Annotated in this window: 18 protein-coding genes and 1 tRNA gene; 9 read left to right on the top strand and 10 right to left on the bottom strand. The window is 69.7% G+C overall.

Annotation, left to right across the window (positions count from 1 at the left end):
• Window positions 1–2: 2 nt before the first annotated feature.
• The 5 genes from dapF to GGD89_RS03915 all read left to right on the top strand — a co-directional run bounded on the left by dapF (window position 3) and on the right by GGD89_RS03915 (window position 5,088).
• Window positions 3–845, top strand: coding sequence for a diaminopimelate epimerase (gene dapF / locus GGD89_RS03935; RefSeq protein WP_246422503.1), 843 nt, complete (start codon window positions 3–5; stop codon window positions 843–845).
• Window positions 842–2,143 carry a tRNA (N(6)-L-threonylcarbamoyladenosine(37)-C(2))-methylthiotransferase MtaB gene (mtaB, locus tag GGD89_RS03930; protein ID WP_184042804.1) on the top strand — a complete coding sequence of 434 codons (1,302 nt, stop codon included), beginning with the start codon at window positions 842–844 and terminating at the stop codon, window positions 2,141–2,143. The genes dapF and mtaB overlap by 4 nt, the downstream gene beginning before the upstream one ends.
• Entirely contained in the window at window positions 2,140–3,801 is a 1,662-nt protein-coding gene (gene ftsY, locus GGD89_RS03925; protein WP_184042803.1) for a signal recognition particle-docking protein FtsY, read from the top strand. The genes mtaB and ftsY overlap by 4 nt, the downstream gene beginning before the upstream one ends.
• 97 nt (window positions 3,802–3,898) lie before the next feature.
• A complete protein-coding gene (locus tag GGD89_RS03920; protein ID WP_184042802.1) occupies window positions 3,899–4,168 on the top strand; it encodes a DUF2312 domain-containing protein in 270 nt (89 codons plus the stop codon).
• A gap of 32 nt (window positions 4,169–4,200) precedes the next feature.
• Window positions 4,201–5,088, top strand: coding sequence for an ion transporter (locus GGD89_RS03915; protein WP_184042801.1), 888 nt, complete (start codon window positions 4,201–4,203; stop codon window positions 5,086–5,088).
• 105 nt (window positions 5,089–5,193) lie between these two features.
• Here the strand turns inward: GGD89_RS03915 and GGD89_RS03910 are convergent, their stop codons facing one another.
• The 4 genes from GGD89_RS03910 to GGD89_RS03895 form a co-directional block, all read right to left on the bottom strand.
• Window positions 5,194–5,595 carry a helix-turn-helix domain-containing protein gene (locus GGD89_RS03910; RefSeq protein ID WP_184042800.1) on the bottom strand — a complete coding sequence of 134 codons (402 nt, stop codon included), beginning with the start codon at window positions 5,593–5,595 and terminating at the stop codon, window positions 5,194–5,196.
• 646 nt (window positions 5,596–6,241) lie between these two features.
• Window positions 6,242–6,328 (bottom strand) — tRNA-Leu (locus tag GGD89_RS03905).
• A gap of 245 nt (window positions 6,329–6,573) precedes the next feature.
• Window positions 6,574–7,098, bottom strand: coding sequence for a protein-export chaperone SecB (gene secB / locus GGD89_RS03900; RefSeq protein ID WP_184042799.1), 525 nt, complete (start codon window positions 7,096–7,098; stop codon window positions 6,574–6,576).
• Window positions 7,099–7,274: 176 nt separating this feature from the next.
• On the bottom strand, window positions 7,275–7,907 hold the full coding sequence (locus GGD89_RS03895) for an FxsA family protein (RefSeq protein ID WP_184042798.1): 633 nt from the start codon (window positions 7,905–7,907) through the stop codon (window positions 7,275–7,277).
• 435 nt (window positions 7,908–8,342) lie between these two features.
• Here GGD89_RS03895 and GGD89_RS03890 point away from each other — a divergent pair, with 435 nt between their 5' ends.
• From GGD89_RS03890 to GGD89_RS03880, 3 genes are all read left to right on the top strand, one after another.
• Window positions 8,343–9,062, top strand: a complete 720-nt coding sequence (locus GGD89_RS03890) for a Tim44/TimA family putative adaptor protein (protein WP_184042797.1) — start codon at window positions 8,343–8,345, stop codon at window positions 9,060–9,062.
• Between the two features lie 112 nt (window positions 9,063–9,174).
• Window positions 9,175–10,353 (top strand): murein transglycosylase A, encoded by a 1,179-nt coding sequence (gene mltA, locus GGD89_RS03885; RefSeq protein WP_246422488.1) that lies wholly within the window; start codon window positions 9,175–9,177, stop codon window positions 10,351–10,353.
• A gap of 93 nt (window positions 10,354–10,446) precedes the next feature.
• Window positions 10,447–11,421 (top strand): MBL fold metallo-hydrolase, encoded by a 975-nt coding sequence (locus GGD89_RS03880; RefSeq protein WP_184042796.1) that lies wholly within the window; start codon window positions 10,447–10,449, stop codon window positions 11,419–11,421.
• 243 nt (window positions 11,422–11,664) lie between these two features.
• Here GGD89_RS03880 and rodA read toward each other — a convergent pair whose 3' ends face one another.
• The 5 genes from rodA to GGD89_RS03855 form a co-directional block, all read right to left on the bottom strand.
• A complete protein-coding gene (gene rodA, locus GGD89_RS03875; protein WP_246422476.1) occupies window positions 11,665–12,828 on the bottom strand; it encodes a rod shape-determining protein RodA in 1,164 nt (387 codons plus the stop codon).
• A gap of 66 nt (window positions 12,829–12,894) precedes the next feature.
• Window positions 12,895–14,850 (bottom strand): penicillin-binding protein 2, encoded by a 1,956-nt coding sequence (gene mrdA / locus GGD89_RS03870; RefSeq protein WP_184042795.1) that lies wholly within the window; start codon window positions 14,848–14,850, stop codon window positions 12,895–12,897.
• A gap of 37 nt (window positions 14,851–14,887) precedes the next feature.
• Entirely contained in the window at window positions 14,888–15,403 is a 516-nt protein-coding gene (gene mreD / locus GGD89_RS03865; protein WP_184042794.1) for a rod shape-determining protein MreD, read from the bottom strand.
• A 35-nt stretch (window positions 15,404–15,438) separates the two neighbouring features.
• Entirely contained in the window at window positions 15,439–16,479 is a 1,041-nt protein-coding gene (gene mreC, locus GGD89_RS03860) for a rod shape-determining protein MreC (RefSeq protein WP_184042793.1), read from the bottom strand.
• Window positions 16,480–16,753: 274 nt separating this feature from the next.
• Window positions 16,754–17,794 carry a rod shape-determining protein gene (locus GGD89_RS03855; protein ID WP_221238315.1) on the bottom strand — a complete coding sequence of 347 codons (1,041 nt, stop codon included), beginning with the start codon at window positions 17,792–17,794 and terminating at the stop codon, window positions 16,754–16,756.
• A gap of 680 nt (window positions 17,795–18,474) precedes the next feature.
• Between GGD89_RS03855 and GGD89_RS03850 the strand changes: the two genes are divergently transcribed.
• Complete coding sequence (locus GGD89_RS03850) at window positions 18,475–19,530, top strand: AI-2E family transporter (RefSeq protein ID WP_184042791.1); 1,056 nt, start codon at window positions 18,475–18,477, stop codon at window positions 19,528–19,530.
• Here GGD89_RS03850 and GGD89_RS03845 read toward each other — a convergent pair.
• Window positions 19,521–21,530 carry a cache domain-containing protein gene (locus GGD89_RS03845; protein ID WP_184042790.1) on the bottom strand — a complete coding sequence of 670 codons (2,010 nt, stop codon included), beginning with the start codon at window positions 21,528–21,530 and terminating at the stop codon, window positions 19,521–19,523. The two genes, GGD89_RS03850 and GGD89_RS03845, sit on opposite strands and share 10 nt — an antisense overlap.
• Between the last annotated feature and the right edge of the window lie 4 nt (window positions 21,531–21,534).

The raw sequence follows: 21,534 nt of genomic DNA, 5'->3' as shown, positions 1-21,534 counted from the left end.
CCATGCACAGAGACCCCATTCCCTTTCGTAAGATGCATGGCCTGGGCAACGATTTCGTGATCGTCGACGCCCGGACCCGGCCGCTCGAGCTGACGGACGCGGGGGCGCGGCGGATCGCCGACCGGCGCGCGGGGGTGGGCTGCGATCAGATCATCACCATCGAGCCACCGCGCGCCGGCGGTGTCGCCTTCCTGGGCATCCGCAACGCCGATGGCGGCGTGGTGGAGGCTTGCGGCAACGCCACCCGCTGCGTGGCCCACCTGCTGATGACCGAGGCCCGCGCCGATCGGGTGGACCTGGACACGCTGGCCGGACCTGTGGTGGCGGAGCGCGCGGCCGGCGGTCTGGTGCGTGTCAACATGGGGCCGGCGGGCGACGCCTGGCAGGCGATCCCATTGGCCGAGCCGCGCGATACGCTGTCCCTGGATCTGGGCCAGGCGCCGTTCGCGGACGCGGTTGCGGTGACCCTGGGCAATCCCCATGTGGTGGCCTTCGTGGACGACGCCGAGGCCGTGGATCTGGGCAGGATCGGCCCGATCATCGAGCATCACCCGCTGTTCCCCAACCGGGTCAACGCCGAGGTGGTCTCCCGGACGGCCGATGGGGCCTTGCGCATGCGGGTGTGGGAGCGCGGCGCCGGCATCACCCGCGCCTGTGGCACCGGGGCCTGCGCCGCGATGGTGGCCGCCGTCCGCAAGAGTCTGATCCCCGGCCGGCCGACGCGCGTGATCCTGGACGGTGGCCCGCTGGACATCGACTGGCCGGGGGGCGACGCCCCGGTGTGGATGACCGGCCCGGTGGCGTCCGTGTTCACCGGCCTGCTGGACCCGAGTTTGCTGTCATGACCGCCCCCGATCCCCAGACCGAGACACCGGCCACTCTTCCCCGGGTGGTCACGTTCGGCTGCCGGCTCAACAGCCACGAAAGCGCGGTGATGCGCGATCACGCCCGGGCCGCCGGCCTGGGCGATGTGATCCTGGTCAACACCTGCGCGGTCACCAAGGAGGCCGAGCGTCAGGCGCGCCAGGCCATCCGCAAGCTGCGCCGCGAGAACCCGGGGGCGCGGTTGATCGTCACCGGCTGTGCCGCGCAACTGGACCCCGGCCGCTTCGCCGCCATGCCCGAGGTCGATCGGGTGTTGGGCAATGCCGAGAAGCTGCGCGCCGAGAGCTATGGCGCCGATGGCGCATCCCTCCAGGTCACCGACATCATGACGGTGCGCGAGACCGCCGGCCACCTGCTGAGCGGCTTTGAGGGCCGCGCACGGGCCTTCGCCCAGGTGCAGCAGGGCTGCGACCATCGCTGCACCTTCTGCATCATTCCCTTCGCGCGCGGGCCCAACCGATCGGTGCCGATGGGCCAGGTGGTGGCGCAGGTGCGCGCCCTGGTCGAGGCCGGCTTCGCCGAGGTGGTGCTGACCGGGGTGGACATCACCTCCTATGGCGCCGACCTGCCCGGCCAACCGCCCCTGGGCCAGATGGTGCGCCGCCTGCTGGCGCTGGTGCCGGCGTTGCCGCGCCTGCGGCTGTCGTCCCTGGACCCGGTGGGCGTGGACGACGACCTGCTGCGCCTGGTGGCCGAGGAGCCCCGCCTGCTGCCGCATCTGCACCTGTCCATCCAGGCCGGGGACGACCTGATCCTGAAGCGCATGAAGCGGTGCCATCTGCGCGGCGACGTGGTGGCCCTGGCGGCGCGGCTGCGTGACCTGCGTCCGGACCTGGCCCTGGGCGCCGACCTGATCGCCGGCTTCCCCACCGAGACCGACGATCAGGCCGCGAACACCCTGGCCTTGGTGGACGAGGCCGACCTGACGCATCTGCACGTGTTTCCGTATTCCGCGCGCCCGGGGACGCCGGCGGCGCGCATGCCGGCGGTGCCGGGCGACGTGGCCAGGGCCCGGGCGGCGGCCCTGCGCGCGGCCGGCGCCCGGCGTCTGTCGGCGAGACTGGCGGCGCGGGTGGGGCGGGTGGCGGATGTGCTGCTGGAAACGCCGGGTTTTGGTCATACCGGGGATTACCTGCCGGTCGATGTGACGGCCGGGGTGGACGACGCGCCGGCCGGAACCGTGGCGCGGGTGCGCCTGACCGGGGTGACGGCGCGCGCGCGTCTGACCGGGATTGCTGAAGAAAGGGGGCATCCGTGATTTGGGGCTTCGGCAAGAAGAAGAAGGAAGAAAAGGCACGCCTGGAGGCCGAGGCTCGCGCCCGCGAGGAGGCCGAGGCCCGTGCCCGCGAGGAGGCGGAGGCCCGCGCCCGTGAGGAGGCCGAGGCCCGCGCCCGTGAGGAGGCGGCGGCTCGCGCCCGTCAGGAGGCCGAGGCTCGCGCCCGTGAGGAGGCCGAGGCTCGTGCCCGTGAGGAGACGGAGGCCCGCGCCCGCGAGGAGGCGGAGGCCCGCGCCCGTGAGGAGGCCGAGGCCCGTGCCCGTGAGGAGGCGGAGGCCCGTGCCCGCGAGGAGGCCGAGGTTCGCGCCCGTGAGGAGGCCGAGGCTCGTGCCCGCGAGGAAGCGGAGGCCCGTGCCCGCGAGGAGGCCGAGGTTCGCGCCCGTGAGGAGACGGAGGCCCGTGCCCGCGAGGAGGCCGAGGCTCGCGCTCGTGAGGAGGCCGAGGCCCGCGCCCGTGAGGAGGCCGAGGCCCGCGCCCGCGAGGAGGCGGAGGCTCGCGCCCGTGAGGAGGCGGAGGCTCGCGCCCGTGAGGAGGCGGAGGCTCGCGCCCGTGAGGAGGCCGAGGCTCGCGCCCGTGAGGAGGCCGAGGCTCGCGCCCGTGAGGAGGCCGAGGCCCGGGGTCGCAAGCAGGCCAGAGGTCAGGCGCGCGACACAGTGGCCGCCGCGCCGGTGCCGAGCCCCGCCGCCGGCCCCGAGACCTTCGATATCGACTGGGACGAGCCGCAGAAGAAGCGGGGCTTCCTGACGCGGCTGCGCGAGGGGCTGTCGCGCTCGTCGTCCAAACTCTCCCGTGGCATCAGCGACATGATGGTCATGGCGGAACTGGACGACGACTCGCTGGAGTACCTGGAGGACGTCCTCATCCAGTCCGACCTGGGAGTGACCACGGCCTCGACGTTGATCCAGTCCCTGTCCAGCGCCCGGTTCGGCACGTCCGTCACCGAGCAGGAGGTGCGCGAGCACTTCGCCGGCGAAGTCGCCAAGATGCTGGAGCCGGTGGCCCACCCCCTGATGATCCAGAAGGCGCGCCCGCATGTGGCCCTGGTGGTGGGGGTGAACGGGTCCGGCAAGACCACTACCATCGGCAAGATCGCCAAGCAGTTGACCGATCGCAAGATGCGCGTGGGGCTGGCCGCCGGCGATACCTTCCGCGCCGCCGCCGTGGAGCAGTTGCGGATCTGGGGCGAGCGTACCCGCTGCCCGGTGACCGCCCGGGATACCGGGGCCGATGCCGCCGGGCTCGCCTATGACGCCATCCAGGAGTCGCGCCAGCGCGGCGACGACCTGCTGATGATCGACACGGCCGGCCGCTTGCAGAACCGCACCGAACTGATGGACGAATTGAAGAAGATCGTCCGCGTCATCAAGAAGCTGGACGAGACCGCGCCCCATTCCGTGCTGCTGGTGATCGACGCCACGGTGGGCCAGAATGCCGTGCAGCAGGTCAAGGTGTTTCGCGAGATGGTCGGCGTCACCGGTCTGGTGGTCACCAAGCTGGATGGCACCGCCAAGGGCGGCGTCGTTATCTCGCTGGCCGAGGCCTTCGGGTTGCCCATCCATTTCGTCGGCGTCGGCGAGGCCCCCGAGGACCTGCGCCCCTTCCGCGCCGACGAGTTCGCCAGCAGCCTGATGGGGCTTTGAGCGCCCCCGCGTCGGGATTCCCAGCCCGGCCGGAATGCCTTATAGAAGGCGCCGCGCCCACGTCGGTGTCCGCGCGCAGTCCCAGAGGAGAGCAGCCATGAGCGACGACGCGACCCTGGAGCCCACCAGCGAGGTGGGCGGCATCGCCGCCGAACACCTGCGCTCGTTCATCGAGCGCATCGAGCGCCTGGAGGAAGAGAAGGCGAACATCGCCAACGACATCAAGGACGTTTACGCGGAGGCGAAGTCGTCCGGCTTCGACACCAAGATCATGCGCCAGATCGTGCGCATGCGGAAGATGGACCGCGACGATCTGGCCGAACAGGACGAACTTTTGGAGCTGTACCGCCGGGCGATCAACATCTGACAGTAACCGATACGGCGGCCGGGAGGGCACGCATGAGCACCGAGACCGGGGTCGTCCTCGCCGAGGGCTGGCGCGGGCGGGTGGGTCGCCTTGTGGAAGGCGGGCCGTTTCAGCGCCTGATCATGGCGTTGATCGTCCTGAACGCCGTGACCCTGGGCCTGGAGACCAGCGCGCGCGCCATGGCGGCGGCCGGGCCGGTCCTGACGGCCATCGACAAGGTCGTCCTGGGCGTCTTCGTCGTGGAGATCGCCGGCAAGCTGTGGTACCGGCGGCTGTCGTTCTTCCGCAACGGCTGGAACGTGTTCGACTTCACCATCGTGGGCATCGCCCTGGTTCCGGCGACGGGGCCGCTGGCGGTGCTGCGGGCCTTGCGGATCCTGCGCGTGCTGCGCCTGATCTCGGTGGTGCCGCAGATGCGCCGAGTGGTGGGGGCGCTGCTGACCGCCATTCCCGGGCTGCTGTCGGTGGGCGCGATCATTGCCCTGGTGTTCTACGTGGGCGCCGTGCTGTCCACCAAGCTGTTCGGCGCCAGCTTCCCCGACTGGTTCGGCACCATCGGCGCGTCCATGTACACCCTGTTCCAGATCATGACGCTGGAAAGCTGGTCGATGGGCATCGTGCGGCCGGTGATGGAGGCCTACCCCCTGTCGTGGCTGTTCTTCGTGCCGTTCATCGTCGCCACCAGCTTCGCGATCCTCAACCTGTTCATCGGCATCATCGTCGACTCCATGCAGATGGTGCACCAGCGCGAGAAGGAGGAGGACGACCGCGCACAGGCGGCCCTGACCGCCGCCGAGGGTGGCCCCCCCGCCGATCCCGTGCTCGCGGAAGTCCGGGCCCTGCGCGACGAGGTGGCGGCGCTGCGGCGTCTGCTGGAGCCCGGTGCCGCGCGGGGGGGCAACGACGACGCGGCCGCCTGAGGGGCGGCCGTCGCGGTCCTGATGGCAACACCGTGACAGGGCGCGTCACAGAACCGGCCGGCCTCGCGTTCTGCGGGACCGGCCGGCTGTTCACGGAGGGGGGGATCAGACTTCCGCGGCGAGGGCGCGCGCCAATTGGCTGAGGGCCTCCTGATGACGCTCGTTGCGGATCATCGAGAAGTTCCGGGCCAGTTCCAGGCACATGCGCTGCCGCCCGTTGCCTTCGGGCGGATCATGCTGGTCCAGGCCCTCGAAGAAGAAACTGACCGGTACACCCAGGACCTGGGCGATCTCGAACAGGCGGCCGGCGGAGATACGATTGATGCCGCGTTCGTACTTGTGAGCCTGCTGGTAGGTGACGCCGATCATGTCGGCCATCTGTTGCTGGCTCAGGCCAAGCATCACCCGACGTTCCCGGATGCGTTGCCCGACATACCGGTCCGCTTCGCCGGCGCGGTTGGTTGGCTTGCTGCCACGAACCGTGCCGCTGGCAATGATGTGATTCATGAGATTGGGTCCCCGTTCCCTAACGTGTCCTGACGGGTCCGGCGCGCACCCCCATTGCCGCTGACAGACCCGGGTGCCGGTTCGCGAACGCGAACGTGTTCCGCGAACTGACGCCCTTCTTGCGTAACGCTCAGGATGTTTCGCGGCAAGGATTTCTAGTTGGGAAACCGACCTGTTCATAACATTTAAAAAGAAAAGCCTGCGGCTTTGACGCCTTCGGCACGCGTCCGACGGCGCGAAACCCGACAGTTTTCTTGCGATTCCGGTATGATGCGTCACGATCTCATGACGAGTACGAAGGCGACCCGTTTACCTCCGGTGACCGGGGCGATGGTTGGTCTGGAGGGTGTTCCTGACGATTCGACACACCATGGTCCGCCCGAGTCGCGGACGGATGCGCGTGTCGATGCCATGGCGGGAGAGGGGCGTGCCACGCCTCGCGCGCCGAGGGGCGCGCCCTGGCGGACCATCGTCGTCCGGTGGGCATGGTGCTTTGACCGGGCGTCCAGATCCCGATCAGGCGTCCGCGTGACGGGCGGGGACGCGCGGCCGACGAGGCGAGCGTCGCGCCGCCGGCGGGGTCATCGGACCCTGCCCGGCGGACCGGCCACAGTCCTTGACTGGACTATCCGATGCCGGAAAGAAATGGTGCCCAGGAGAAGACTCGAACTTCCACGGCCTTTCGGCCACAGGTACCTGAAACCTGCGCGTCTACCAATTCCGCCACCTGGGCAATGGGGTGGACATCGGGACCAGCTCCGTTGCGGAGGCCGGCTTTTTAACCATCCCTCCGGGGCCTGTCAACGGCCTTTTGCGGATGTCTTTCTTCCATCCATTTTGGGGTGTGCCGTCCCGCCCCATCGGGGCGAACCGACCAGACCACCGGCGCGACCGGAGGGGCCGCCCCGGCGTCCTGTCGTGGTGCCTGGGGATGAGCCCGGGCGCCGTGCTGGCGCCCGGGAGCGGCCGCCGCTGCCGTTACGCCGTGCCCTGGGGCGGGTCACCCGCGCTCTGCTGCTGGTCCTGGCGAGCCTGCTGCATGGCCTGCACGCGGCGGCGGAACAAGTCCACGAAATCGAGCGGCTGCAACACCACGGGCGGGAAGCCGCCGTCGCGCGTGACATCGGCCAGCACGTTGCGGGCGAAGGGGAACAGGTGGCGCGGGGCCTCGATCAGCAACAGCGGCGAGACCTGCTCGGCCGGGGCGTTGATCATCACCACGGCGCCGTAGTCCAGTTCGGTGATGAAGGCGGTCTTGTCGCCCACCTTGCCCTCGGCGTTGACCTTCAGCCGGACCTCGTAGGCCCCTTGCTCCTCGTTGAGGGCGGCGGCCTGCACGTCCACGTTCACCGAGATTTCCGGGGGCTGGCGCATCTCGGTGAAGATCGAGGGGGCGTGCGGAGATTCGAAGGACAGGTCACGCACGTACTGGGCGCTGATGACCATGGGCGGCCGGTTGGGGGGCTGGGCGCCGTTGCCGCCCGCGGTCGTGTCGTCGCTCATGCTGATCTCCCGAAGTGGACGTCATGGCCGGGCGATCGCCTGGTCGCCCCGGCCGTGGAGCGGTGGCCTACCATGTTCCCGGAACCCTGACAACCGAGCGGCCGGCGCCGCCGTCCGCGCGGTCATCGGGGCACCAGACCGGCGCCAGCGGGCGATCGGAGGGGGTGCTGTCGGGCCTATCCGGCGCGCGGCGGGGTGGGCCCACCGGGACCCGGCCCACCCTTGGGCGCGTCGTCGGCCGTGTCCTCGGTTGTGTCCTCCGGCGCGCGCTCGGCGCCGCCCCAACGGGTCGGGCGCGCCGGGCCGACGGTCTCCGGAGAGACCTCCTCGAAATCCCCGTCGATGACCACGCCCGGTCCCCGGGCGCCGGCGCCGGACGGGCCACGGGGCGGAGCGCCGGGACCGGGCCAGGTCTCGCCCTGAGGCGGCGCGCCGAACCCGGCGGCGCGCACCTGGAAGGACCGGCTCCGAGTCAGGCTCCGCAGCAGGGCCGCGCGCACCGGCGGCACGAGCAGCAGGAATCCCAGGGTGTCGGTCACGAACCCCGGCGTCAGCAGCAGCGCGCCGCCCACCAGCAGGCAGGCGCCGTCGAACACCGCGCGGACGGGGGCCTCGCCACGGTTCAGGCTCTCGCGCGCGCGGTTGAGCGTGGACAGCCCTTGGGCGCGCAGGAGCGCCGTTCCGATCACGGCGGTCAGCACCACCAGGACCAGGGTCGGCATGAGGCCGATGAGGCCGCCGACCTTCAACAGGACGGCGATTTCCAGGATGGGGGTGGCGATGAAGGCGAGCAGAAGGAAAAAGGCCATGAGGGGACGGTTTCCGGGCTGGAGGGTGGGGAATTCGCCTTGCCCTGGGGGCGAGCGCCGCCTATCTACACGGGCACTGGCGGTCATCGCGAGGGACCGCCGCGACCCCGGGGCCGTTGATGGCCCCGCGATCATCTGGCGGCTTGATCCTCGGCCGTCGCTCCCGCAAACTGATGGGGGAGAGACGATCGTTGCCGGACGCGGACGACCTGTGTATCCCAGCCGGCGGGTGCGGGTCCAGCGCGGAGCGGGCGGCGGTTCGCCCGGCCGGCGCCTTGGACGCCCGCAGGCAGAAGACCGGGAACCGGGTCGCTTGGCGGTGCGTTGTTGTCTGGCCGGGGGGCGGCGTGGCAAGACCCGGTCATGCCCGCGTTCCGGCCATCCTTTCACGTCCCGGTCGCGACTCCGGGACCCGGCGGCGAGTTTCGACCCATCATGGATGACAGTTTCCAGTTCATCGACATCATCTTCTTCGCCATGATCGCGGCCTTCCTGGTGCTGCGCCTGCGAAGCGTTCTCGGTCGGCGCACGGGCAATGAGAAGCCGCGCGAGCCCGGCGTGGGAGGGCGCCTCGGCCGGATGGGGCGGCCGGAGGAGGACAAAGTCATCGACCTGCCGGGGCGGCGCCGGCCGGAGGGCGTGGCGGACGAGGACGATCGTCGGGTGGACGCCCCGGCCCGCGTTAGGGGCCGGGCCTCGGCGGTGTCCGGCATGGATGCCGTGATGCGCGTGGATCCGGACTTCGAAACCGAATCCTTCCTGGCCGGGGCGCGGGGCGCCTTCGAGATGATCGTGGCCGCCTTCGCCAACGGCGACAAGGAGACCTTGCAGCCGCTGCTGGCGGACTCCGTGTTTCGCAACTTCGCGGCCGCGATCGACGAGCGCGAGGCCGCCGGCGAGACCATGGAAACGGAACTGCTGGGCATCAAGTCGATCGCCCTGGAGGACGGCCGGGTCGAGGATCACGTCGCCCATGTGACCGTGGCCTTCGTCACCGAGCAAATCAACGTGGTGCGCGACCGCGACGGCGCGGTGGTGGACGGCGATCCCGACCATATCGCCAAGGTCACCGACCTGTGGACCTTCGCCCGCGACACCACGTCGGCCGATCCCAACTGGCTGCTGGTGGCGACTCGGACGCCCGAGGACGACTGAGGCGGGCGCCGTGCCAGCGTCCCCGGATCCGCCGTCATCGCCCCGTGGTCCATGGATCCGCCGGACCGTGCGGCCGTCGCTCCCAAACCGGGTGCGGGCGGGTCTCGTGTCCATGACGCGACGGCGGCGGCTGATGGTGACCGCCGGGCTGTGCGCGCTGGCCGCGATGGCCGGAGTGCTGGCGGTCTCCTGCGCGCCGCGCCGGCCTGATCCGCCTCCGGAACCGGTCTACACGCCGGTTGCCCTGACCAGCCTGCCGGGCTGGTCGGACGATCGCCTGATCGAGGCACGCCCCGCCCTGGACCGCGCCTGTGCCGTGCTGCTGAAGCGCGACCCGGCCGCGTCCCTGGCGCGCGACGGCAGCCATGCGATGGAGGTGGGGGGATCGGTGGCCTCCTGGCAGGTTCTGTGTCGCCGGCTGGCGACGGTGCCGGCGGATGATGCGCAGGGCTTTCGCGCCTTCGTCGAGGGGAACCTGACGGGCCTGTCCGTGACCCCCGACCGGGGCCGGGGCCGAGGTCTGTTCACCGGCTACTACGAGGCTCATATCCGCGCCGCGCGCACGCGCGGCGGGCCGTATCAGGTGCCCGTGCACGGCGTTCCCGCCGATCTGGCGATGGTGGACGGCCAGGGCCGGCGGGCGGGACCGGATGAGACCACGCCCTACCACGACCGGGCGGCCATCGAGGACGGGGCGCTGGAGGGCAAGGCGCCGGTGCTGCTGTGGGCCGACGACGCGGTGGACCTGCACATTCTGCACATACAGGGCTCCGGGCAGGTCAGCCTGGCCGACGGTGGCCGCACGCGCATCGGCTACGCCGCCAACAACGGTCGGCCCTTCGTGGGCATCGGCCGGCTGGTGCGCGAGCGCGGGCTGGCGGACGGCGGCTCCATGCCCGCCATCCGCGCCTGGCTGCGGGCCAACCCCGCGCAAGGGCGGGCGTTGATGCGTGAGAACCCGCGCTACATCTTCTTCCGCGAGATCACCGGGGACGGCCCCATCGGCGCGATGGGACTGCCGTTGGAGCCGTTGCGCAGCCTTGCCGTGGATCCGGACGTGATCCCCCTGGGGGCGCCGGTCTGGCTGGAGACCACCGACCCCGACGGGCGGCCCCTGCGCCGGCTGATGGTTGCCCAGGACACCGGGTCGGCCATCAAGGGGGTGGTGCGCGGGGACGTCTTCTGGGGCGCCGGAGAGGGCGCCTTCCGGCAGGCCGGGCGCATGAAGAGTCCGGGGCGATACGTTCTGTTGGTGCCACGGGTGACGGCCGACAGCCTGCGGCTGATGTAGCCGGACGAGGCGGCTTGAAAATAGTTTCAGATGAAACTAAATTCGGCGCGTGCCCGTCACGCCGCGATCACCCCGCGCACAGGAGACGCCGCCATGTCCGCTCACCCCGCCCCGCCCAACGTCGCCTTCGCCTCGACCGGTGACCTGGGCGACAAGACGGTCACCTTCGCCAAGCTGGGCGAGGGCGCCTACGCCTACACCGCCGAGGGGGATCCGAACACCGGTGTGATCATCGGCGACGACGGGGTGATGGTCATCGACACCCAGGCCACGCCGGTGATGGCGGCGGGGGTGCTGGAGAAGATCCGCGCGGTCACCGACAAGCCCGTCAAGTATGTGCTGCTGACCCACTATCACGCGGTGCGGGTGCTGGGGGCGTCGGCGTACCAGGCCCAGGCCATCATCGCCAGCCGGGGCACCCACGAGATGATCCTGGAGCGCGGCCAGGAGGACTATGACAGCGAGGCCGGGCGGTTCCCGCGCCTGTTCCAGGGCCTGGACTCGATCCCCGGGCTGACATGGCCGACTGTCGTCTTCGACGACCGGTTGACCGTGGACCTGGGCAATCGCCGCGTCGAAATCCTGCATCCCGGCAAGGGCCACACCCAGGGTGACACGGTCGCCTGGCTGCCCGGCGAGCGCATCCTGTATGCCGGCGACCTGGTGGAGCACAACGCGACCCCCTACACCGGCGACGCCCACCTGGCCGAGTGGCCGGAGACGCTCCGTCGGTTGCGGGACATGAAGCCGAACCGCCTGGTGCCGGGCCGGGGCGACGCGCTGATGACGCCCGGAGACTGCGAGGCGGCCATCGCCATGACCGAGGCGTTCGTGAGCGATCTGTTCGAGACTGCCCGGGAGGGCGTGGCCCTGAACCAGGACCTGAGGACGGTCTATCGCCGCTGCCGGGATCGCATGGACGCCAAGTACGGCCACTGGGTCATCTATGACCACTGCATGCCCTTTGACGTCACCCGGGCCTGGGACGAGGCGCGCGGCATCCGCCGGCCGCGAACCTGGACGGCCGACCGTGATCGCGACATGTGGGCGGCCCTGGAGGGGGAGTAGCAGGGCGCACCGTCACGCGACCCGGACTGGATCGGCGGTGTAGCCAACACACGGACCATGGCATCCAGGATCGCGAGTTCCGTGTTCCGGCAGTCCATAGAACGCGTGCGGGTAGCGGGGCCCTGTACGACGCCAAGAAGGCGGGGCGGAACCGGGTGTTCAGCCGGTGGCGCCGGCCGTGACGACGCCGGCCGGCGGCCCGCCGCGATCACACGACCGTCCGCCCCCGCGGGCTCACGCGCGCTATCCCTCGTCGAAGGCGCCCCGGCGGCCGATCTGTACGTCGCGGTGCACCCAGACGCTCATCAGCAGGCCGAAGGACAGCATCAGCGTCAGCATGGCCGTGCCGCCGTAGCTGACCAGGGGCAGGGGCACGCCGACCACCGGGATCAGGCCCATGACCATGGCGATGTTGATGAACACGTATAGGAAGAAGGTGACGGTGACGCCGATGGCCACCAGGCGGCCGAAGTGGTTGCGGGCGCGGACCGAGATGGCGATGCCGTACACCAGCACCAGAACATACAGCAGCAGCAGCCCCATGCCGGCCAGCATGCCGAATTCCTCGGCCAGCATGACGAAAATGAAGTCGGTCTGCTTTTCGGGCAGGAAGTTAAGGTGGCTCTGGGTGCCCCCCAGGAAGCCCTTGCCCCACAGGCCGCCCGAGCCCAGGGCGATCTTGGACTGAAGGATGTGGTATCCGGCGCCCAGGGGATCGCGCTCGGGCTCCAGGAAGGTCAGCACGCGCCGCTTCTGATACTCATGCAGGAACTGCCAGGCGACGGGGATGGCCGACAGGCCGGCGACGAAGACCACCGCGAACTTCCACAACCGGACCCCGGCGACGAAGAACAGCACCCCGCCGCCGGCCAGCATCATCAGCGCCGTTCCCAGGTCCGGCTGTTTCAGCACCAGGGCCACGGGCACCAGCACCATCAGCGTCGGCACCAGCAGGAACAGCGGGCGGCCGACGTCGGACAGATCGGCGCCGTGGAAGACGCGCGCCAATGCCAGCACCAGGGCCACCTTCATCAGCTCCGACGGCTGAATCTGGAAAAAGCCGAGGTCGATCCAGCGCTGCGCGCCCATGCCCACCGTGCCCTTCACCTCCACCGCCACAAGCAGCACGAAGGCCAGGCCGTACAGCCAGTAGGCGTAGCGCATCCACTGACGCACATCGATCATGGCCACCGCCAGAAGCAGCGCCAGACCGACCCCGAAGCGGGTGATGTGGCGGGACGCCCAGGGGTCCATGTCGCCGTTGGCGGCCGAGTACAGCATGGCCACGCCGATACCCGCGAGCACGGCGATCAACAACACGAACGACCAACTGACCTGCCACAGCTTCTCGCCCAGGCTCATCTCGCCGCGCCGCAGGCGCGCGTGCATCAGGCCGTCTCCGATCATCGCGGATCTCCGGCATCACGAAACGGGGGCAGGGCGGGGCTGGGCATCGGTCGGGTCTCGGTCGGGTCACGGATTCAGGGTGAGGGGTGCGGGCATCGCCGCGACGGCGGACTCGGCCAGGGTATCGGCGGCGTCCTGGGCGGCCACCTGCGGTTCGCGGATGGCGGCGATGTCCTCGTCCGAACGCTGGCGCGAGGGATCCAGGCGCAGGGTCTCCAGCATCACGTCGTGGGCGATCGGCGCGGCGTGGCGCGATCCGCCGCCGGCATGCTCGATGATCACCGAAATGGCGTAGCGTGGCGCGTCCGCCGGGGCATAGCAGACGAACAGGGCGTGGTCGCGGAACTTCCAGGGCAATTCATCGTTCTTGCGAACGCCGGTCTCGCGCTCCCGCATCGAGATGCGCCGCACCTGGGAGGTGCCGGTCTTGCCCGCCATGGCCCAGCCGTCCTCGGTGATGGCCGAGCGGCGCGCGGTGCCCCGGTCCCCGTTAACCACCCGCCACATGGCGGCCTTGACGATGGACAGGGAGGGTCTGGACAGGCCCACGTGCTCGAACTGGGGCGTCGGCCGGGTCACCAGGCGGCCGTCGACGGTGGTCTGGCGGCAGAGCGTGGGAGTCACGGCGATGCCGTCGTTGGCGATCCGCGCCGTCATCACCGCCAGTTGCAGTGGCGTGGCCAACACGTAGCCCTGGCCGATGCTGGCCACCAGGGTCTCGCCCTGCACCCAGGGCTGACCGAGGGTGGCGGACTTCCAGGCCTTGGTGGGGATCAGGCCGGTGGCCTCGCCGGGCAGTTCCAGTCCCAGCGCATGGCCGAGACCCAGCGACCGGGCCATGGCGGCGATGCGGTCGATGCCGACGCGTCGCGAGATTTCGTAGAAGTACACGTCGCACGACTGCTCGATGGCCGTGGTGACGTTCATGTGCCCGTGGCCGCCCCGTCGCCAGCAGTGGAAGCGGTGGTTGCCCAGGGTGAGGTGCCCCGGGCAGTAGACGGTCTGGTCCGGGCGCACCACGCCACTCTCCAGGGCGGCCAGCGCCACCACCATCTTGAACGTGGAGCCGGGGGCATACTGACCGACCAGCGCCTTGTTGCGCAACGGCGCGCGCGGGTTGCTGGCCAGGGCGCGCCACTCCCCGCTGGTCAGGCCACGGGTGAAGGCGTTTGGGTCATAGGCGGGGGTCGAGGCCATGGCCACGATCTCCCCGGTGTGGACGTCCATGACCACCGCGGCGGCGCTTTCATCCCCCAGGCGCTGGGCGGTGTAGGCTTGCAGGCGCATGTCCAGCGTCAGGCGCACTTCGTGGCCGGGCTCGCCCTCGTCGCGCCGCAACTCGCGGATCATGCGGCCGACGGCGTTCACCTCGACGCGGCTGGTGCCGCTCTTGCCGCGCAGCGACAGGTCGTAGACCTTTTCCACGCCGGACTTGCCGATGCGAAAGTCGGGCAACTCCAGCAACGGGTCGTCGCCGGTCATGTCCTCCTCGGCGACGGCCGCCACGTAGCCCAGCAGATGCGAGGCCAGGGGGCCATAGGGGTACTGCCGCGTCAGGCCCTCGTCGATGGTCACGCCCGGCAGGTCGGGCGCGTTGACCTGCACCAGGGCCATCTGCTCCCAGGTCAGGTTCTCGCGCACGGTCACCGCCACGAAGCTGCGCCGGCGGCTGATCTCCTTGATGACCCGCTGGCGGTCATAGTCCGACAGCGGCACGAGGCGGCTGAAGGTGCGCAAGGTGCGTTCCAGGTCCCGGGTGTGCTCGGCGATCACCTGGGCGCGGAAGTTCTGGCTGTTGACGGCCAGCGGCACCCCGAAGCGGTCGACGATGGGGCCGCGCGGCGGGGGCAGCAGGCGCAGGTTGATGCGGTTTTCCTCGGCGAGGGTGCTGTACTTGTCGGCCTCCATGACCTGCAGGTAGTACATGCGCGCGGCCAGCGCCGAGACCAGCAGAGTCTTGGCGCCGGCCAGCAGCACCACGCGGCGCGTAAACACGCGCGAGCGGTCACCGTCCTTCTGCATGGTCGGTCCTGCCTCCCCTCATGATTCCCTCATGATCTCACGCCGCCTTGTCCAGCAGGACCTGCGCGCGACCGAAGAGCCAGCCCAGCGGCGGATACAACAGCACGGTGAGCGCGTAGGACGCCGCCAGTGCGATCGGCGACGCCAGGTGACCGGTCAACAGGGCCACCGCCATGGCCTTGGTCAGCACCGCCACCAGGGCCACCAGACCGAGCACCCACCACGTCACCATGAACGGCTTGCCGACGAAAAACCGATATTGCGTGACGATGACCCATTGCACCACCAGCAAGACGAGCGGGCTGACCCCCATGGGCGTGCCCATCAGGATGTCTTCCAGCAGGCCGAGCGTAAAGCCGCCGACGTATCCCATCATGTCGGGCCGGTGCACGGCCCAATAGTACACGCAGAGGACCGAGATCATCGGGTCGGCCCTCAGGAACCCCGGGGCGGTCAGCGGCACGGCCGCCAGCAGCAGCAACAGCAGCGACAGTGTCACCGGTATCAGCCGGCGCGCCAGCAGATCCAGGTGCTGCCAGAACGACGGGCGCATGGGACGGCTCTCCTGCTGTCTGGTCGGTCGACCCGCTACCGGCCGTCGCGGGCCGGCCGTATCGCGGGGCGGGGCACCGACACCGGCGGGGACGCCTCGGCCCCCGTGTCCGGCGCGGCGACGGTTCCCGCTTCGGGCGTCGGCCCCGGTCGCGGGTCGGGGTCCGCGCCGGGCGCCACCCCGGCGGCGCCGTCCTGCGGTGGCGCGGTCTCGACCACAGGCCCGGCGTTCGGGTCGCCGACGATGCCGTCCGGCCCGTAGTCGAGGATGCGCGCCAGTTCCAGACGGCTATCCTCGATGAACAGTTCCACCCAGATGTGGCCATCGTCCACCGATGAGACCACGCCCACCGGCAGGCCCGGCGGGAACAGGCGGCCGATGCCGGAGGTGACGATGCGATCACCGGGCGACACGCCGGCCTTGGCCTTCAGGAACGCCAGTTGCGGGCGGTCCCGGTTGGTGCCCATCAGGATGGCCCGCGCCCGGCTTTCCTCCAACAGCACCGGCACCCGCGAGTTAGGGTCGGTGAGCAGCAACACACGGCTGGCCCGGTGCCCCACCTCGGTCAGGCGGCCGACCACGCCCTGGGCCGAGACCACCACCTGCCCCTTGCGGGCGCCATGCTGGGCGCCGGCGGTGACGATCAGGCTGCGGGCGAACACGCCGCCGCTGTCGGCCACCACGCGGGCGGTGATGAAGCGCGGCTTGGGATCCTTGACCATGGCGGTCAGTTCCCGCAGACGCTGGTTCTCGGCCTGCAGCTGCCGGGCCAGTGCCTGCCAGCGCAACAGGCTCAGGTTCTCGTCGCGCAGGGTCGCGTTTTCCTGGCGCAGGTGGGCCAACTCGCGGACGGTGTTCATCACCGAGGCGACGCTGGCGGCCGGCTTGGACAGCACCTCCAGCACCGGGGCCATGGCGTCGGTCACGGCGGTGCGCATCCGGTCGACGACCAGGGTGTCGGCCTTGCCCAGCAGCATCAGGGTGAACGCGCTCAGCACCAGGACGACGAACGCAAAGCGCTGCAAGGCGACCTTGACGGCGCCCACGCGGGACATCTGACCGTTCGATTGCATCATCGGCTGGTCCGTCCACCCTGGTGCGGCGATGCCGTCAAGGATACCATCCGTGACGGCTCAAGTCGCTGCACAACAGTTTGAATCTAGTGCACCTTCGATCCAGACAAAAGAACGCGAACGGTCTCTTGCATCTGGATCCGCACACGGGAGCCGCGACAAGCCCGCGCCGTCGGCCGGTGTGCCTCCGGCGTGGGCGTCGGCGCCGGACTCACCGGGTCGGCCTGACCCCGCGTCCGGGACGCGGCCCGCCGGTCCGGTGGCGTCGGGAGGCGCGTCAGTACATGGTCGTCAGCACGTTGCGCAGCTTCTTGAGTTCCTCCAGCGCCCGGCCGGTGCCCAGCGCCACGCAGGACAGCGGATCATCGGCGATGGACACCGGAAGGCCGGTGGCGGTGCGCAGCACGAAGTCCAGGTTGGACAGCAGGGCGCCGCCGCCGGTCAGCACGATTCCCTTGTCGACGATGTCGGCGGCCAGTTCCGGGGCGGTATGCTCCAGCGCCACCTTCACGGCCTCGACGATGGCGGCGACGGGCTCGCCCAGGCTGTCGGCGATCTGCGCCTCGCTGATCACCAGTTCCTTGGGCACGCCGTTCATCAGGTCGCGGCCCTTGATCTCGATGGTGCGGCCGTGGCCCTCGGCGGGCGCGCAGGCGCTGCCGATGTCCTTCTTGATGCGCTCGGCCGAGCCCTCGCCCACCAGCAGATTATGGTTGCGGCGGATGTAGGCGATGATGGCCTCGTCCATCTTGTCGCCGCCCACCCGCACCGATCGGGCGTAGACGATGCCGCCCAGGGACAGCACGGCGACCTCCGTGGTGCCGCCGCCGATGTCCACCACCATGGAGCCGGTGGGCTCGGTGACCGGCAGGCCGGCGCCGATGGCGGCCGCCATGGGCTCCTCGATCAGATAGACGCGGCGGGCACCGGCGGCCTCGGCGCTTTCCTGGATGGCGCGGCGCTCGACGGCGGTGGAGCCGGACGGCACGCAGATGATGACCATGGGACTGGCGAAGCTGCGCCGGTTATGCACCTTGCGGATGAAATGCTTGATCATTTCCTCCGCGACCTCGAAGTCGGCGATGACGCCGTCGCGCAAGGGGCGGATGGCCTGGATGTTCCCGGGGGTGCGGCCCAGCATCTGCTTGGCCTCGTCCCCGACGGCGAGCACCTGTTTCTTGCCCTTGTGCTCGGCGATGGCGACCACGGACGGCTCGTTGAGCACGATGCCCCGCCCTTTCACATAGACCAGGGTGTTGGCGGTCCCCAAGTCGATGGCCATGTCGGCGGAAAGCCATCCCGTCATCCTGGAAAACATCTGTCCTCACTCAAACCGAATCTGAAGGGTCGGACGCGGTCGCGAAACGCCCGTCCTCTTGAACGGGCCTCGGTCAAGAATCCGAGGCCACCCATCGCCCACGCGCAAACAGTCCGCGTCGTCGGCGACCGACGAGGGCGGGAACCCGAGGTGATATGCCCGATGCCGGGGCGGTCTGTCCACGTCTTTCCCGATCCCCTGGATACCGATCGTGTCCCTCCCGGCCCCGTGGCCGTCCGCGCCGCGATGGCCGGCATGTCCCCGATCAGGACCGGGACCCCGGGTCGGGCGTCGTCCGGCGCCGCCATGCAGACCAGGGTGCGCGCCTCAAGCCGACCGGCCGACGACGGAAACCCATGCGGGGACACGGCGTCCGGGGCCCGTCATGGCCGCGCGCGTGTCACGCCCGCCGTGCGGCACCATGACTCGATCAGGCGTGACGGGCTGGCGTGTGTCGTCGCGCCTGATCCTATCCCGTCCCACACATAGTGAAGACTATCGTTCAAGGCTACCAAATGAAGGATGTTTCCGGGGGGTTTGTCAATCGCTTCCCGATCGACGCCAGGGAATTTTTCCGGGCATGACGACCCGGGGGGTGGCGCGACGACCGTGTTCCGGGAATCATGGCGCCGCCGGCCTGGCGCGCGCGTGGCGCTCCAGCGAGACAGGGAGAGCTTGCGATGACCACGGACAGCGCCTTTCGATCCATGATCGGGTTGCTGTGGTTCGGCGCCGCCGTGTTGTTCGGATCGCTGCTGGTGCTGGGCCAGACCGTGCTGGTGCCGGTGGCCGTGGCGGTCATCGTCTGGCATCTCATCAACGCCCTGGCCGGCGGCATCGGGCAACTGCCCCGGGTGGGCGCGCGCCTGCCGTCCTGGGTGTGCATGACCCTGGCGTTGGGCATCATCGGCCTGCTGCTGTACCTGTTCGGGCGCATGGCCAGCCAGAACATCGCCGAGGTCACCGACGCGGCGCCCATGTATCAGGAAAACCTGCGGCGCCTGCTGGCCGAGGGATCGGCCGCGCTGGGGCTGCGTCAGGCGATCGACCTCGACGACCTGCTCAACCAGATCAGCATTCCCGACCTGGTGCCTCAGGTCGCCGGCGCGGTCTCCAGCCTGGTCGGGCAGGCCGGCCTGATCCTGGTGTACGTGCTGTTCCTGTTGATCGAGCAACGGCGCTTCGACCGCAAGCTGTCGGCCCTGTTGCCCGATCCGGAGCAGGAGAGCTGGGTGCGCGCCCTGCTGGGGCGGATCCAGACGGACATTCAGACCTACGTGTGGATCAAGACCCTGACGAGCGTGCTGACCGGCACGATCAGCTACGCCGTCCTGGTCGCCGTGGGCGTGGACTACGCGCCGTTCTGGGCGGTGGTCATCTTCCTGCTGAACTACATTCCCACCATCGGCTCGTTGCTGGGGGTGGCGTTCCCGGCGGTGCTGGCGCTGGTGCAGTTCGGGACCCCGGCGCCGTTCCTGATCGTCGTCGGCGTGCTGGGCACGGTGCAGGTGGCCATCGGCAACATCCTCGAGCCACGCCTGATGGGTCAGTCCCTGAACATGAGTCCGCTGGTGGTGATCCTGTCGCTGGTGGTCTGGGGTCAGATCTGGGGAGTCGTCGGGATGTTCCTGTGCGTCCCGCTGACCGGCATGATCATGATCGTGCTGTCGTACTTCCCGCGCACCCGCTGGGTGGCCGTGCTGCTGTCCGGCGACGGCCGGATCCATCACGACTGACGGGGCGTGGCCGGCGTGGCGGCCGGCGCGGATGGGCCGTGATCCATGCAGACCGGCAAGGCGACCTTGAACACCGATCCCACGTTGTCGGGGCCGCTTTCGACCCAGATGCGGCCGCCGTGGCTTTCCACGATGCTGTGACAGATGCTCAGGCCGACGCCGGTGCCCGGGTAGGTGCCACCGGGGTGCAGGCGCTGGAAGATCTGGAACACGCGTTCGCGGAAGGCGGGCTCGATCCCCAGGCCGTTGTCGCGCACCGAGATTTCGCACCATCCGTGGTCGACATGGGCGCCGATCCACACCCGTGGCCGCCGGTCGGGATGGCGATACTTGACGGCGTTGTCGACCAGATTCTGCATCAGGCTGACCAGCAGGGTCTCCTGCCCCCGCACCACGGGCAACGGGCCTTCGACCGTGACGTCGGCGCCCCCGTCGCGCAGGCGCGCCGACAGGGAATGCAGGGCCTTGTCCAGCGCCTTGTCCAGCGACACCGCCGCCAGGGGATTCTCGGTCCGCTTGACGCGGGCGTACTCCAGCAGGTCGCCGATCATGGCGTGCATCCGCTGGGCGCCCTCGGTGGCGTAGTCGATGAAGGTATCGGCGTCGCTGTCCAGTCGCCCGTAGTAGCGCCGCCGCAGCAGTCCGACGTAGCTGGCCACCATGCGCAGTGGCTCGCGCAGGTCGTGGGACGCCACGTAGGCGAAGCGCTCCAGGTCGGCGTTGGACTGCTCCAGGCTGCGTGTCTGCCGGGCCAGCGCGCCCTCGGTCTGGTCGCGGCGGGCGACCATGGCGAGGATGGCGTCCACCAGCCGCGCCATTTCGGCGTGGCGGATCGTTTCCGGCTTCAACACGTCGCGGGCGCGCCCATCGCCGGCCAGGAAGGCTTCGAGGCGTCCCATCTCCGCGCCCACCTGTCCCGCGATGTGCAGCGAGATCAAGTAGCTGACCGCCGCCAGAACGATCACCAGGCAGGCCCCCAGACCCAGCGCCTGAAAGGCCTCCACGCGGATGGCCGCGCGCATGTCGGCGATCTCGCTCCTGATGTCGTCGACGGACACCCCGGCGCCCACGTACCACTCCCACTCCGGGATGCCCATCACATAACTGAGCTTGAAGGTTTCGGTGCCGCTTTCGGCGATGTCGGGCAGGCGATAGGACACGAAGCCGCCGCCGTTTCGGGCCGCCGCCACCAGCTCCTGGATGAGCTTGACGCCGGTCGGGTCGGTGGCGTCCCAGACGTTGGTTCCCGCCGCCGGTCCCAACAGGCTGAAACCGTTCCAGGTGCCGGCGAAGATGTAGCCGTCGCCGCCGAAGGTCATGGCGCGCAACTGGTCGAGCACCTCCTTCTGGATGTCGAGGGTCATGTCCCGGATGTAGTCGCCGGTGGCGACGCCCCATCCCAGCGGCTCGAACACGTCCACATACGTCACCTTGGCGTGGTCGGTGCCGGGACGGTTGGGATGACGCCAATGGTAGGAGTAGTACCCGCCGCCCTCCTCGTTGATCAGGGCGATCATCTCCGGGACGATGGTCTTGCCGCGCCCGTCGCGCACCAGACGCAGGTCGGTGCCTTCCAGGTTCGGCATGGCCGCGTGCAGGATGCCCCGCCCGGTGTCCAGCTCGAACACAAAGAAGTAGCCGCGCCCATCGTCGAACCGCATGGGGCGCAGGGCCTCGCGAATGACGGCGGCGCGGTCGTCGGGGCCGTTGCCCGGTCCCTCGCGCCACAGGTGGTCGGCCACCTGGAGGGCCTGATCGACGCGGTGGCGGATGACCTGACGGATCCGGGCTTCCACGGTGTGGCGGTGGTGCTCGGCGCCGTTGACCGCCGTCTGCACCAGGGCATGAATGTAGGAGCGCCGTTCCTCCATCAGGGTTTCGGCGCGATAGCGGACTTCCGCATTCATGCTATGGTATAGATCTATGCCCCAATACACGTACAACGTGGCGAGGGCCAGCGTGGAGGCCATGAACAGGCGCCAGGCCAGCGCGTGGACCATACCG

The sequence above is a fragment of the Roseospira visakhapatnamensis genome, assembly GCF_014197915.1.
In the GTDB taxonomy this organism is placed as follows: Bacteria; Pseudomonadota; Alphaproteobacteria; order Rhodospirillales; family Rhodospirillaceae; genus Rhodospira; species Rhodospira visakhapatnamensis.
The sequence above is the reverse complement of the archived record's forward strand: the minus strand, read 5'-3'. Positions and strand labels throughout refer to the sequence as shown.

What these genes read in the sequence shown, in the direction of transcription:
- GGD89_RS03915 (WP_184042801.1), top strand. Translation starts at nt 4,201, where the DNA reads ATGAGCACCGAGACCGGGGTCGTCCTCGCCGAGGGCTGGCGCGGGCGG.
- GGD89_RS03850 (WP_184042791.1), top strand. Translation starts at nt 18,475, where the DNA reads ATGACCACGGACAGCGCCTTTCGATCCATGATCGGGTTGCTGTGGTTC.
- GGD89_RS03910 (WP_184042800.1), bottom strand. Translation starts at nt 5,595, where the DNA reads ATGAATCACATCATTGCCAGCGGCACGGTTCGTGGCAGCAAGCCAACC.
- GGD89_RS03895 (WP_184042798.1), bottom strand. Translation starts at nt 7,907, where the DNA reads ATGGCCTTTTTCCTTCTGCTCGCCTTCATCGCCACCCCCATCCTGGAA.
- GGD89_RS03890 (WP_184042797.1), top strand. Translation starts at nt 8,343, where the DNA reads ATGGATGACAGTTTCCAGTTCATCGACATCATCTTCTTCGCCATGATC.
- secB (WP_184042799.1), bottom strand. Translation starts at nt 7,098, where the DNA reads ATGAGCGACGACACGACCGCGGGCGGCAACGGCGCCCAGCCCCCCAAC.
- dapF (WP_246422503.1), top strand. Translation starts at nt 3, where the DNA reads ATGCACAGAGACCCCATTCCCTTTCGTAAGATGCATGGCCTGGGCAAC.
- rodA (WP_246422476.1), bottom strand. Translation starts at nt 12,828, where the DNA reads ATGATCGGAGACGGCCTGATGCACGCGCGCCTGCGGCGCGGCGAGATG.
- mreC (WP_184042793.1), bottom strand. Translation starts at nt 16,479, where the DNA reads ATGATGCAATCGAACGGTCAGATGTCCCGCGTGGGCGCCGTCAAGGTC.
- GGD89_RS03920 (WP_184042802.1), top strand. Translation starts at nt 3,899, where the DNA reads ATGAGCGACGACGCGACCCTGGAGCCCACCAGCGAGGTGGGCGGCATC.
- mtaB (WP_184042804.1), top strand. Translation starts at nt 842, where the DNA reads ATGACCGCCCCCGATCCCCAGACCGAGACACCGGCCACTCTTCCCCGG.
- GGD89_RS03845 (WP_184042790.1), bottom strand. Translation starts at nt 21,530, where the DNA reads ATGGTCCACGCGCTGGCCTGGCGCCTGTTCATGGCCTCCACGCTGGCC.
- mltA (WP_246422488.1), top strand. Translation starts at nt 9,175, where the DNA reads ATGACGCGACGGCGGCGGCTGATGGTGACCGCCGGGCTGTGCGCGCTG.
- GGD89_RS03855 (WP_221238315.1), bottom strand. Translation starts at nt 17,794, where the DNA reads ATGTTTTCCAGGATGACGGGATGGCTTTCCGCCGACATGGCCATCGAC.
- mreD (WP_184042794.1), bottom strand. Translation starts at nt 15,403, where the DNA reads ATGCGCCCGTCGTTCTGGCAGCACCTGGATCTGCTGGCGCGCCGGCTG.
- GGD89_RS03880 (WP_184042796.1), top strand. Translation starts at nt 10,447, where the DNA reads ATGTCCGCTCACCCCGCCCCGCCCAACGTCGCCTTCGCCTCGACCGGT.
- mrdA (WP_184042795.1), bottom strand. Translation starts at nt 14,850, where the DNA reads ATGCAGAAGGACGGTGACCGCTCGCGCGTGTTTACGCGCCGCGTGGTG.